A 12,634-nucleotide genomic window follows, 5' to 3' on the forward strand; every position below is an offset into this window, starting at 1 on the left:
CTCGATCATCCTTTGAAGGTTGCGGAAAACATCATTTTCGCCGCCCGCCGCATCTGGCGGACGAGTTCGGTCTCGCGGTCGCGGAAAAAGCGTCCGTGCTTGACATCGGAGACGCGGGCGGAGGGCAGCATCGGGAAGGTGACGACCGAGATCTCCCAGAGATCGGCCTCCAGGATGCGGCGCACACCGGTCTTGGCGTCGGTTCTGGCGCGCACGGTGCGAAAGCCGATCGACAGCCCGTCCAGCGCGCCGGATTTCATCAGCGCCAACACTTCGCGGGCGCGGCCGACGCCGGGCGACAGAAACCCTTCGACATAAAGGCCGCGGCCATCCTCGCGAATGGTCTTCCAGGCGCCGATCGGTTCGTTCGGGTCATGCTGGTAGAGCATGCGCACGCCGCCTGCCCCGCGCGCCGTAAGAGAGCTTAGGAAAGCGCCGCGCTCGATCTTGTCCTTGCCGAGATCGACCTCGCCAAAAACGCTGGCATAACCGGAAAACACCCCGTCGCCGGTAATGCCGGACAGTTCCAGATTGGCGAATTTGCGCATGGTCGGGCACGGCCCGCGATAGACGTGCATAAAAGTCTCCCTGCAATGTTCTTGGGTCTTGCCGGTGCGGCTAAAGCGCCGTTACCGCGATATGCGCCCGTAACGGCCGGCGACGCGCGAGAGGACGCCGAGCACCCACCAGGCCGAAAGGCTGGCGGCCGCCGAGCCAGCAAGAATGGTTTCGGCGCCGGAAAGCTGGCCGCCGAGGCCGAGCCTTTCCGTGAGCCAGAGCCCGGTCGGTCCGCCAAAGATCAGGCCACAGCTGAGGCCGGTCGCAAAACGGCTTGCGGCTTCCCGGCGGCTTTTCGGCAGGAGGTAGATCAGTGACACGCCGGCTCCCGCCGTCGCGCCAAAAACCTTTGCCAGCCAGACACCGGTGATCGTGCCCGGATCATTGCCGAGGTCAGCCATTGTTAATCTCTCTTGATTAGGATGCGCACAGATTGAAGCCGCGCTCTGGCGCTTTTCCGCCGGCGGCTCTTCAAGCGTCACACGAAGCGACGCGTCATTCTCAAATATTCTGAATCGCTTGGCGGCCGGTCTTCGCAGGCTGAGTCCGGTTGTTCACAAAGTGAATGAACTTGTGTGGAAGACTGCCCAAAGCCGGCAGGCGTCACTTGTCGGCCGGCAGATCCTCGTCCTTTTCAAGATCCGGCGGCAGCTGGCGGCCATGGTGGATATGCGAGACGGCAAGGAACCGGCCGTCTACCCGGTAACGGATATGGTAATCGCCCGACACGAAATGACGTCGACCGGGGAGCGCAGGATCGTCGCTGCCCGCCTGCGGATATTCAGCGAGATGATGCAGCGATTTCCACAATTGCCGCATGACGTTTTCAGCAGCGCGGGGATTAAAATGCTCCAGATAACGCTGCTCGTTTTTCAAAAATTTCCCGGCATTTTTAGAAAGCCGGATCCGCATCAGGCGGCATCGCTGTTTTTGGCGCCTGACTTCTCGCCCAGCAATTCGGCGAAAAATTCGTCGGCATCGACAAATTCACCATTGGCGATCTGCTCCTCGCCTTTGCGGATCTGCAGAATGTCGTTGCCCTCCGCCATCAGATAATATTTCAGCGCCCGCACGATCACCCAGGATCGGCTGCGCTCGGATGTTTCGGCGATCTTCTCGATATCGTCCAGAATGTCCTGCGGCACACGCAGGGTGATCGGGTCGGAGAGAACGGGTTTGTCGGCCATGGAAACCTCCAGTTTGTAATACGCCGTATTACAAATTTACACCCGTCCACCATTTCCGACAACTGGCCTCAATAGCCGACCGCCTCGCGCTTCTCCTCGTCGCTCAGGAACCCGGCCGCCCCGACGCGCGACCAGAGCGCCTCGCGCTCGGCGGCCAGGCCGGTGATGGCGTCCAGATCCGGCACCAGTTTCAGCGCACCGTCGAAAGCCCCGCCGAGCCAGGCGGAAAGGCTGGCGGCGGTGCGGGAGACGAGCGGCAGAACGGTCAGGCGATAGAAGGCGCGGTTGGCCTCCTGGTAATTGGCATAGGTATTGTCGCCGGGAATGCCGATCAGCATGGGCGGCACGCCGATGCCGAGCGCAATGTCGCGGGCGGCCCCGTTCTTCGCCTCGATGAAATCCATGTCCTTCGGCGTCAGGCCCATCGATTTCCAGTCCAGCCCGCCTTCGAGCAGAAGCGGCCGTCCGGCATTGACGGCGCCGGCATAACCGGCCTCCAGCTCCGCCTTCAGCCGCTCATACTGGTCGGCGGACAGATTGCCGCCATCCTTCGGCTGGTAGACCAGCGCGCCGGAAGGCCGGGCGGAATTGTCGAGCAAAGCCTTGTTCCAGGCCGAGGCGGCATTGGAGAGATCGAGTGCCGCACCGGCGGCACCGAGCGGCGAAAAACCGTAATGGTCGTCGAGCGGATGAAACAGTTTTAGATGCAGCAGAGACAGCCCGTCGCCATCGGCCGGCAGTCTTCGCGTGCCCTGCCCGGCGCGATAATCATAACCTGTCACCCAGCCGTCGCGACCCTCGACGACGCTGACACGATCAGGCCGCAAAAGATGCAACTCGCGCAGGTTTTCGCCGATCGTCAGCGGCTCGACAAAGGCATTGCCGGAGAGAAGCAGGTGGCCATAAAGCGCTTCAAGGAAATCCGGGCCGCTCTGGCGTCCGTTCGGCCGGGCGATCAGCGCCAGAACCGGGTGATCCGCGGCCTCTTCCGTTCCGCGATAGGCAAGCAGCGGGACGGCCGCCGCGGCCTCCGCGACCATGCGCATCGCCCGATAGGCAACCGGATTTCGCATGAAGCCGGCCCTTGCCAAAGCCGCATAGGAGCGGCCCGACCATTGCGCCACGCCTTCGGAGGCGACGATGGCGAAACCGGCGGAGAGTGCGGAGGCTCCCTTCTCCTCGATTGCGGTCGGGGAAGACTTGCCGCGCGATGAAAGCCAGGGCCGGAAAAATGAACTGTTCATGCGAAGTCCTCGCGATTGGAGTCGGTGCTTTCGCAGATCCGGAATGGCTGCGTTCAGTCCGCCTGAGCATGCCGTTTGCGCTTCGAAACCTGCTTCCGGCCATCGCGGCGCGGCCATCGGCATTACTCCCGTGCCGCCTCTCACAAGTTTCAATCGGTTTAGAAAAACTAAATCGTTTTAAGCGTTTAAGGCGTCATTTACTTCTCGCGTCCGCTGTGGAACCAATTCGCTCAGACACCGTTCATGTCGGCGCCGTTATGACGACGGCGGCACAACAGGAGATGACGACCATGCAGCAGCCGACCCAGGCAGTTCCTTCCAAATCGATCCCGCAGCATGTCGTCGAGCGGATGGAATCCGAATGGAAGCAGATCCGCGAAAGCGCGCCGCCGCAGCCTGTTCGCCGCTGATTTTTGACAGGGCGCGATGATGTCAACTTCATCGCCTGCCCTGAAGGACACGGTTCAAATGCCGCGCACCCGCGGCTCTCCCTGCCCTTCTAGAACAAGCGCCGTCAAAGCCCAGACCAGCGCATCGAGCCGGTCGGGCGATCGGCCTGACGAAAGCCCATCCGGGCCGAAATCACACATCTGATCCTCGAGCTCGGTAAACCGGGCGGCATGTGCCACCCTTCCCTGCTCGTAGAGCGCCGCCACGGGCTCGGCGCGTAAAAACTTTCCCCTTGTCGCGCGCACCATCGTCACCGGCAGGTTGGCATCGATGCTTTTCAGCATGGCCGAGACCATCTCGCCGCCCTGGTTGACCTCGGCGACGATCCTGTCCGCATTGAAACGCTGAAACGCCCTGACGACCGCCTGCGCCCAGCCGGCCGGGCTTTTTCCCTCTACCGAACAGTCCGACAGCACGACGGCGCGCCCGCCGGCCTCCAGGCCGGCGACGACAATGCCGCAGCAGGAAGAAGCCGCCGAACCGGACGGCGGATCGACGGCGACGACGATGCGCCTCAGACCCGAGGTAAACCGCGTCGTTACCGCCTCGATCTCGGCGCGCTTCCAGAGCGCATCCTCGCGGTCCTCGATCAGCTCGCCATCCAGCTCCTGTCGCCCAAGCCGCGTGCCGCCATAGCGCGCCTGAAGCGCTGCGATAAAGCCGGGCGCCAGATTGCCGGCATTCGCGCCGGTCGAAATCCGCGTCAGATGCGTGCCGGGATCGGCGATCAGCCGTTTCAGCACCGGCACCGGCCGCGGCGTCGTGGTCACCAGCTGGCGCGGATCGTCACCGAGCCGCAGGCCGAATTGCAGCATGTCAAAAGTTTCCGCCGCGTGTTTCCACTTGGCGAGCTCGTCGCACCAGGCGAAATGAAATTGCGGCCCGCGCAGCGCTTCGGGATCCTCGGAGGAAAAGATCTGCGCCATCGCACCGCTCGGCCAGATCAGCCTTCGCCGCGAAATCTCGAAATCCGGCACGTTTTTGCGGGCAATCCGGCAGATGCCGGAGACTCCATCGATCATCACTTCGCGGGCATCACCCAGTGTTTCGGCGACAAGTGCAATGCGCAGGTCCGAGCGTTTCGAAGCACTCGCCAGCGCCTGCACCCATTCGGCACCAGCCCGCGTCTTGCCGGAACCGCGGCCGCCGATGACAAGCCAGGTCCGCCAGTCGCCCTTCGGTGGGTGCTGGTCGGGACGGCCGATGAAGCGCCAGTCGCGGGCGGAGCGGATGGAAAAATCCGCCGGAAAGTGTTGGCCGTCGATGACGATATCGGCGGGGCGGCTGTCTCCTGCAACAACAAGAGCTTGTGGCATCTGCAAACTCGGCATTTCTGCCGGCACGGCGTGATGGTCGGAAAGCGGAGGATCTGCAGGATCAATCTCCGACGTTGAGGCAGAGTTATCGCATATAGCCAAAACCCTCTCTGGCCTGCCGGCCATCTCCCCCACAAGGGGGGAGAAGACTCGCGGCGCTCGCCCACTCAAATCCACGCCAGGCAGATCGATTGGGTTAATCCCTCCCCCTTGTGGGGAGGGGTCTTTATCCACCCTCGTGATGCTCCCCACGCGTCCGAGAATTCCATCGACACCGGCCGTCGGAAGCACAGCCATTGCGTATTCGCCTTCATGCCATGCGTTGATCCCGTCCATCATCGTTCCGTAAGAACCGATGATCTCATCTTTCAAAGTCAGTTTCGGCCGCAGGATCGAAGCCTCGGCACGCCGCTCATGCCGTGCCGGCCGGTGGTCCAGTGCCGGCAATAACAGCGGCAGGCGGAGATGCGGATAACCCGGCAGAAGCTGCGGCGCTGCCCGGATCGTCATCCCGTTTCCCATCCCGCTTCCATGCCTCGAAAAGCAATCTTGCCTGTTCATCCGCCTTGACCCTGATGAGCTGCAGCAAGCGTTCCCGCGCATCCTCGTAAGCATCGCGATCGGCGGATGCTTCCGCTTCCTCGCGGCGGTCGCGGGCGAGCTGACGCTGCAGGCTGTCGATCTTTTCCAGCGTGCGGACGATCAGCGACATGGCGTCGGTCGCCGCCTTCACATCGGCACGGGCAAGTTTTTGCGCCGCGTCGTCGCCATCGGCGAGTTCCCCTTCGGCAGCGCGGCGCATGTCGCGAAAGGTTTTGAACTGCGCCTGCATCTCCTCGGTCATCTGGTTCAGGAGAAGCCGCAGGGTTTCCGTGGGCGAAACGGTGTCCTCGCCGGACTTGGTTTCGAGAAACATGCCACGCAGCTCCGCCGGCATCTCCTCGGAGGCCGGATCGCCATAGGTCGGCGCCTCCCGCCAGATGCCGAACAGGTTCGGATCGAAATGATCGAAATCGTCCGTGTCGTCATCCATGTCACGCTGCATATCCGAGCTCCCATAAGGGCATGTGGAACCGGCCGCCGGCCTGGAGCTGCGCGTTCGTTTCCACTGTCGATGGTGAAGATGAAAAAGGCCCGGTTGCGAACCGAGCCTTCGTGTCGACGCACCCGCGATCCGATCAGGACCGTCATCGGCGCAGTTCTTCGACTATGCCATAAACCTACCAAACGACCGTCACGGCGTCAAGGATTATTTTCCTATTTGTGGATTTTATTCCGATGGCAAGATTTACACGAACAGCCCCTCATCCGGCTGCCGCCACCTTCTCCCCGTCATTACGGGGAGAAGGGATATGCCGCGCCCTCCCCGGTTCTCCACAGCGTCGCATGGGGCACGTCCCCTCTCCTCGCTCGCGAGGAGAGGTTGAGAGCAGCTAGCTGCTCTCCGGCTGAGGGGCAATCGCCTCACGTCCCGCAAAACGTCCTTGCCACCCTCTCCTCAGGCGTCGGCGCCAAAGCGAGATCGGCGAATTCCTCGCGTGTCTCGAACGGTTTTGCCGTCGCCTCGACCAGGCGGTGGAAAAAGCTCATGTCGCCGTAATTGGCGGCCGCGATCGCTTCTTCGATGCGATGGTTTCGGGGAATGAGATAGGGATTGGCAAGCCGCATTTTTTGCGCCCGCTCTGCCAACGAAACCTCTTCCGAGTCGAGCCTTGTGCGCCAGAGGCCGAGCCATTCCAAAGCCTTGGCCGGATCTGCGAAACAGGCAAGAAAGTCCGTATCGTCGCCTTCGGCCGCATCGCAGAGCGCCCGGAAGGCAAGCGTGAAATCGGCGCCGTCGCCCTGCATCACGGCCAGCAGACCCTGTACCAGATCGCCATCACCGTCTTCGGCAGTCGAGAGGCCGATCTTGTCGCGAAACACCGAAAGCCATTTTGCCTGAAAGGTCTCGCCAAAGGACTTTAGCACTCCATTGGCCTTGTCCACCGCCTTCTCCTCATCCGTGTCGAGCAGCGGCAAAAGGCATTCGGCAAGCCTTGCTATGTTCCACTGGCCGATGCCGGGCTGGTTGCGATAGGCGTAACGGCCACCCTGGTCGATCGAGGAAAACACCTTCATCTGGTCGTATTCGTCGAGAAAGGCGCAGGGGCCGAAATCAATCGTCTCGCCCGAAATCGTCATATTGTCGGTGTTCATCACGCCATGGATAAAACCGACACCGAGCCAGCGGGCGATCAGTTCCGCCTGACGCGCGGCAATCGCGGACAGCATCGCGAGGTAAGGGCTTTCGGCAGCCTTCAGCTCCGGGTAATGGCGGTCGATGACATAGTCGGCGAGCGTTTTTACCCCCTCATTGTCGCCTCGGGCGGCAAAGAACTGGAACGTGCCGACCCGAACATGGCTTGCCGCGACGCGCACGAAAACTGCCCCCTGCTCCACCCGCTCGCGATAAACCTGCTCGCCGGTTGCGACGGCGGCAAGTGCCCGTGTCGACGGGATGCCGAAAGCGTGCATGGCTTCGGAAACGATATATTCGCGCAGGACCGGTCCAAGCGCCGCACGCCCATCGCCGCGGCGAGAAAAGGGTGTCGGGCCGGCGCCCTTCAGCTGGATGTCACGGCGCGTTCCGGCCCGATCGACCACTTCGCCGATCAGGATGGCACGGCCATCCCCCAGCTGGGGCGAAAAGCCGCCGAACTGATGACCCGCATAGGCCATGGCAAGCGGCGTAGACCCTGCGGGCAGGACATTGCCGGAAAAAATCGCTGCCAGCCGGTCGGGATCGGACAGATCGACATCAAGGCCGAGTTCAGCTGCGAGCTTGGCGTTGAATTTCAACAGTTTTGGTCCTTCGACCGGCTCGGGATAGACCGAGGCGAAAAAGCGCTCCGGCAAGCGGGCGTAGGAATTGTCGAACTGGAACACGAAATCTCTCCCTTGCGGACGGCCGTCAGAAATCTGTGCTGATCAGCCTTTTCCGGGTCTCTTCCAATATGGTGTTTTGGGCCGCGCGAACAAGCGTTTCCGGCGATGTGAACGGCTGTGGTGGCAGGTCCGGACAATGGCTGGGCACGGATCGGGTCAGGTTCCGGCCGGGCCTACACGCAGAATTTACGCAATTTTCTAATAAAGCACGCGCTTTTCAAACGAGGCGCACTACATAGGCATTTGGGAGACCGGAGGAGCGTTGAGAACAGGATCCGAAACAAGGATCCGGGGACTTCGGAGACAATGTCATGAAGACAGCATTCATTCTGGGTTCGGTATTCGTTTTCAGTGTAGCGCCCGCGGCCTTTGCGGCGGATGCGGTCGAGGCGATCCCGTCAGCGCCGGCGGCGGTCGAGACCGTGCCGGTCTTTACCTGGAGCGGCCCTTATCTCGGCCTGCATAGCGGTTACGGCTGGGGCGACGGCAATGCGTCGGGCGCCGGTGGCAGCGCGTCGGACAATTTCGACGGCTGGCGGATCGGCGGTTTTGCCGGATATAACTGGCAGCTTTCCAACGGCTTTGTCGCCGGTGTGGAAGGCGATCTCAATTACGACTGGAACAAGAACAGTTATCCGGGCGGGTTCGATATCGATACCGGCCTGTCCGGTTCGGTGCGCGGCCGGGTCGGTTATGCCTTCGACCGGGCGCTGGTTTATGCCGCCGGCGGCTGGACGGCCACCAATGTCAGCCTCGACGGACCGGCCAGGGATGACGACACGCTGAACGGCTGGACGATCGGCGCCGGCCTCGATTACGCCTTCACCGACAATGTCTTCGGCCGGCTGGAATATCGCTACAATGATTACGGCCACGGCGATCTCGGCGGCGCCCGCACCGATTTCAACCAGAATGTCGTGAATTTCGGGATCGGCGTGAAGTTCTGAGGTTTGAGCGGCGTCCGGCGCATCACTGCGCCGGCACCGCTTTCAGGTAAGCTGCGATCGCCTCCAGATCACCTTTCGGCAGATGGGCGATGTTCTGCTGCACCTCGACCATCGAGCCGCCGGCGGAATCGAAGTCGGGGGTGAAGCCGGTTTCGAGGTAGTTGACGATTTCCTCCCCGCTCCAGGAGCCGATCTCCTTGGAGCCCGGCGTGATGTCGGGGATGGAGCCCTTGCCTTCCGGGTTCGGGCCACCCGCCAGCCATTTGCCGGCGAGAAAGCCGCCCATGGCGTCGCGCGGCGTGTGGCATTCGCCGCAATGACCGGGGCCTTCGACGAGGAACTGGCCGCGCTTCACCTTTGCGTCGGCCGAAGCAAGTTCGACGCGGGGTTTGTCGTTGAAATACAGGAATTTCCAGACGCCGACGCCCATGCGCAGATTGTAGGGGAATTTCAGGTCATGCGGGGCGGCGACGTTGGTGCTGGAGGGCAGCGTCTTCAGGTAACCGAAGAGATCCGCGACATCCTGCGGCGAAAGCCTTGCATAGGAGCCATAGGGAAAGGACGGGTAGAGATGTTCTCCGCGCGGACCGACGCCGCGGGTCATGGCATTGCCGAATTCGGCAAGCGTCCAGCGGCCGATTCCGGCTGCCGGGTCGGGCGTGATATTGGGGATATGGAATGTGCCGAACGGGCTTGGCAATTCGCGCCCGCCGGAAAGAAGTTTTAGGCCGTCGCCGGTGGCGCCCGGTTCGGCGTGACAGCTGGCGCAGCCGCCCGCCCAGAAAAGCTGTTCACCCTTGGCAAGGTCAGGTCCGCCGACGTTTGCCCAGTCGCTGTCGGGCCTTGGGGCGGGTTTTGTCAGCGCCCAGCCGGTGGCAGCGCCCGCGGCGATGATCACCACGCTGGCGACCAGAAATTTCGACCATTTCGAAGCCATGACGCTCCTCCCCCTTACAAGCTGAATAGCAGGCGGCCATCACAGGGAATGGCCGCCTGCCGGTCGGGATGACTGCGCTTACTTCTTCAGGCGATAGGTCTGGTGGCAGGCGCCGCAATTGGCGCCGAGCGTCTGGGCTGCCTTGCCGACGCCGGCCGCATCGGTCGGCATGGCGGCGAGGATCATGTCCGCATCGCTGCCGAGCTTGGCGGCATGGGCGCGGAAATCGGCATTGTTGGTCCAGATGGCCGGAGCAGCTTCCGAATCGGCATCGGAGCCGGCCGGGAACTGGTCGGGAAACGCCTTGATATTGGTGCTGATCGTGCTGACGGCCGTCTTGACGGCATCGGCGTCAAACGGCTTCGTGCCCTTGGCAATCGCCGCCAAGGCACCCATCGAGCCGCCGATCTGCTTCATCATCGTCTCGCGCTTCTCCACCACCGCATCCTTGGCGGATACGGCAGTGAAGCAAAGACAGAGTGCGGCGGTTGCCAGGGTGATCGTTCTGAACTTCATGACATGCTCCCTCATGTGCCAATGCGCCACCTTATGCGGCCATTGCTACCGGGCGATGATGGCAAGCATATGCGGTTGAAAAAAGTCACGATTCCGTCAGGTCACGGTTTCAGCGCATCAGCGCTTCCCACAGTGTCGCAAGCGACACGAGCAGCAGCAGAAGCCCGGCAATGCGACCGACCCAGATCGTTGCAGAATCATTGCCGACCAGTGCTGCGCGGGCGCGGCCGGCGGCAAGCGCAAGGCCGCCATAAACGGCAAGCTGGGTACCGGCGGTCATCGCCGCCATCACTGCCGCCTGCGGCGCCAGCGGTCCGAAATCCGGCCGCAGGAATTGCGGATAGATTGCGAGCATGAAGAGATAGGCTTTTGGATTGGCAAGGCAGGTCAGCGCGCCGCGGCGAAAGGCCTGCCAGCGGTCATGGGTGGCAGCCGGACCGACGTCCGAGACGGTGATGGCACTGCGCATCAGGGTCAGACCGATCCAGGCCATGTAGAGCGCGCCGGCAACGAGCAGCGGCTTGAAGAGGAAAGGCACGAGGCTCGCCAGAAGCCCGACGCCGATGGCGCCGTAAAGCGAATGCACAAGGCCGCCCGCCATGATGCCCGCCGTCGCCGCCAGGCCAGCCGCCCTGCCGCGGGAGAGCGAATTGGCAAGAACGAAGATCATGTCCATGCCCGGCACGACGATGATGCCGAACAGGAGGGTGAAGAAGAGCCAGAGGTTTTCGGTGTAGGTCATGTCAGTTGTCGAGCCTTGCATTTGGCTCCGGCAATGCGCAGAGCCTTGAAATTCAGGGGAATATGCGGCTCTATACGGCAGGCCAACTGACAGCGTTCTGTCAGTTGCGGTCGACGATGGGCAGGAAAATCATGCGCAAGGCATCGCGGCTGTTCGAGATCATCCAGATCCTGCGGCTGGCCAGAAAGCCGGTAACGGCGGCCGAGATTGCCGCCCAGCTGGAAGTGACGGTGCGGTCGATCTACCGGGATATTGCCGCTCTTCAGGCGATGCGAGTGCCGATCGATGGCGAGCGCGGCATCGGTTACATCCTGCGGCCCGGCTTCACCCTGCCGCCGCTGATGCTGTCGATCGAGGAGACCGAGGCGATCGTGCTGTCGTTGGCGCTTCTGGAGCGGACCGGCGATACGGGGCTGAAACAGGCGGCAAAACAGGTGAACAGAAAAATTGCCGCGGCCCTGCCCGCGCCGCTTGCCGGGCTGTTTTCAGACAATGCCCTGCATGCCTGGGGCACCGCCGCCCCTTCCCCCGAAGCGGTCGATCTTGCCATGCTGCGCAAGGCGATCCGCGACGAGCAGAAGCTGCTTCTGGACTATCGCGACGAATATGGGCGGGTCACGGAAAGAACCATCCGGCCGATCGCGCTGATCTATTATTCGCAGACATCGAACATCGTCGCCTGGTGCGAGCTGCGGCAGGCGATCCGCAATTTTCGCGCCGACCGGGTGGAGGCCTGCGAGCCGGTGCAGGATTTTTTCCGCGGCGAAGGCGACGGGTTGCGAAAACTCTGGGTGGATGGCTGGCAGGCGTCGCAGGCGAGCGCCGGCAATGCGGCGCCCGGCCAGACGACACAAGTCTGATCCCGCTCAGAGCGGCAGGCTGCGGCTTTCCTCGCGGCCATGACCGGTGATCTCGATCCGGTCGGCAAAGATCTCGACGACAGCAAAGCTGTTCTCGTCCTTGGTATCCACCATGCCCTTGAAATTGACATACCAGGTGGAGCCGTGGCGGCCGAGATTGCCGACATGGTTATGGCCGTTAAGATAGGCGGTCACATTGCCGGCCTGTTCGAACAGGTCGATGAGCTTTTGGGCATTCCAGAGATTGTGGTCGTTTTCCGGGAAAAGCGGATAATGGCCCATGACGATAACCTTCTCGCCATCGGCCTTTGCCTTTTCCAGAACAGATTTCAGCCAGGAAAACTGCTCGTCGCTGATGCCGGCATTCCAGGGTTTTGCGTTGATCGCGCCTTCAGCGAGAAGCGTATCCAGCATCTGCTGCGCCAGCGCCCGGCGCGGGTGGCCTTCGGGGGCCGAAAACAGGCTGACCTCATTGCCGTCGATCACCACGAAACGGAAACCGTTGCGGGCAAAGTGGTGCCAGGGGGCCGGCATGCCGAGCGTTTCGTGCACTTTTGCCAACAGGTCCGGCGCGATGGAAAAGTCGTGATTGCCGGGCATCAGGAAGCTTTCGTGACGCAGGGCATCATAGACCGGCAGGATATCGCCAAAACTCTTCGCGTCCCGATCGATGAGATCGCCGAGCGTCACGACGAAGGAGAGATCCTCGTTGTTTAGGACAGTGATGGCTTCGCGCAGCTTGCGCGGGCTTTCGCGATAATGGCGATCAAGCTCGGCCCAGGGGTCGGCGTCGGCATATTGGGGGTCGGCGATGACGCCGAAGCGGATAAGGGAGGTTTCGTCAGACATTTGCCCGCACTAGATCGGCATTGTGACAACTGCATTACAGCTTTGTCGCAATGGAAGCGGATTCCGGTCAATAGCGCAAATCGGCAGGGATTCAGGGGGCTGA

The 12,634-nt window shown here is 62.0% G+C and carries 14 protein-coding genes; 2 read left to right on the forward strand and 12 right to left on the reverse strand.

Annotated features, from left to right (window positions below; all coding sequences use genetic code 11):
• Positions 1-5: 5 nt before the first annotated feature.
• From FHW37_RS08925 to FHW37_RS08960, 8 genes are all read right to left on the reverse strand, one after another.
• Positions 6-578, reverse strand: a complete 573-nt coding sequence (locus FHW37_RS08925) for an HK97 family phage prohead protease (protein WP_145635161.1) — start codon at positions 576-578, stop codon at positions 6-8.
• 51 nt (positions 579-629) lie between these two features.
• Entirely contained in the window at positions 630-959 is a 330-nt protein-coding gene (locus tag FHW37_RS08930) for a DUF6107 family protein (RefSeq protein ID WP_145635162.1), read from the reverse strand.
• 202 nt (positions 960-1,161) lie between these two features.
• Positions 1,162-1,470: a type II toxin-antitoxin system RelE/ParE family toxin gene (locus FHW37_RS08935; RefSeq protein WP_145635165.1), complete on the reverse strand. Its 309-nt coding sequence runs from the start codon at positions 1,468-1,470 to the stop codon at positions 1,162-1,164.
• Positions 1,470-1,745 carry a CopG family ribbon-helix-helix protein gene (locus FHW37_RS08940; protein WP_145635167.1) on the reverse strand — a complete coding sequence of 92 codons (276 nt, stop codon included), beginning with the start codon at positions 1,743-1,745 and terminating at the stop codon, positions 1,470-1,472. The genes FHW37_RS08935 and FHW37_RS08940 overlap by 1 nt, the downstream gene beginning before the upstream one ends.
• Before the next feature lie 68 nt (positions 1,746-1,813).
• A complete protein-coding gene (locus tag FHW37_RS08945; protein WP_145635169.1) occupies positions 1,814-2,989 on the reverse strand; it encodes a phage portal protein in 1,176 nt (391 codons plus the stop codon).
• Between the two features lie 464 nt (positions 2,990-3,453).
• Positions 3,454-4,755 carry a DNA-packaging protein gene (locus FHW37_RS08950; RefSeq protein ID WP_145635172.1) on the reverse strand — a complete coding sequence of 434 codons (1,302 nt, stop codon included), beginning with the start codon at positions 4,753-4,755 and terminating at the stop codon, positions 3,454-3,456.
• 412 nt (positions 4,756-5,167) lie between these two features.
• Complete coding sequence (locus FHW37_RS08955) at positions 5,168-5,800, reverse strand: hypothetical protein (RefSeq protein WP_186458194.1); 633 nt, start codon at positions 5,798-5,800, stop codon at positions 5,168-5,170.
• 419 nt (positions 5,801-6,219) lie between these two features.
• On the reverse strand, positions 6,220-7,680 hold the full coding sequence (locus tag FHW37_RS08960) for a protein adenylyltransferase SelO (RefSeq protein ID WP_145635174.1): 1,461 nt from the start codon (positions 7,678-7,680) through the stop codon (positions 6,220-6,222).
• Between the two features lie 311 nt (positions 7,681-7,991).
• Between FHW37_RS08960 and FHW37_RS08965 the strand changes: the two genes are divergently transcribed.
• Positions 7,992-8,627, forward strand: a complete 636-nt coding sequence (locus FHW37_RS08965; RefSeq protein WP_145635176.1) for an outer membrane protein — start codon at positions 7,992-7,994, stop codon at positions 8,625-8,627.
• 22 nt (positions 8,628-8,649) lie between these two features.
• Here the strand turns inward: FHW37_RS08965 and FHW37_RS08970 are convergent, their stop codons facing one another.
• The 3 genes from FHW37_RS08970 to FHW37_RS08980 form a co-directional block, all read right to left on the reverse strand.
• A complete protein-coding gene (locus tag FHW37_RS08970; RefSeq protein ID WP_145635178.1) occupies positions 8,650-9,564 on the reverse strand; it encodes a cytochrome c in 915 nt (304 codons plus the stop codon).
• Between the two features lie 78 nt (positions 9,565-9,642).
• Complete coding sequence (locus tag FHW37_RS08975; RefSeq protein ID WP_145635180.1) at positions 9,643-10,080, reverse strand: c-type cytochrome; 438 nt, start codon at positions 10,078-10,080, stop codon at positions 9,643-9,645.
• A 109-nt stretch (positions 10,081-10,189) separates the two neighbouring features.
• Positions 10,190-10,822: a LysE family translocator gene (locus FHW37_RS08980; RefSeq protein ID WP_145635182.1), complete on the reverse strand. Its 633-nt coding sequence runs from the start codon at positions 10,820-10,822 to the stop codon at positions 10,190-10,192.
• 131 nt (positions 10,823-10,953) lie between these two features.
• Here FHW37_RS08980 and FHW37_RS08985 point away from each other — a divergent pair, with 131 nt between their 5' ends.
• Positions 10,954-11,682: a helix-turn-helix transcriptional regulator gene (locus FHW37_RS08985; protein ID WP_145635184.1), complete on the forward strand. Its 729-nt coding sequence runs from the start codon at positions 10,954-10,956 to the stop codon at positions 11,680-11,682.
• A gap of 6 nt (positions 11,683-11,688) precedes the next feature.
• Here the strand turns inward: FHW37_RS08985 and FHW37_RS08990 are convergent, their stop codons facing one another.
• Positions 11,689-12,531 carry a metallophosphoesterase gene (locus tag FHW37_RS08990; protein ID WP_145635186.1) on the reverse strand — a complete coding sequence of 281 codons (843 nt, stop codon included), beginning with the start codon at positions 12,529-12,531 and terminating at the stop codon, positions 11,689-11,691.
• Positions 12,532-12,634: the final 103 nt, after the last annotated feature.

This window comes from Neorhizobium alkalisoli (genome assembly GCF_007829835.1).
Lineage (GTDB): Bacteria > Pseudomonadota > Alphaproteobacteria > Rhizobiales > Rhizobiaceae > Neorhizobium.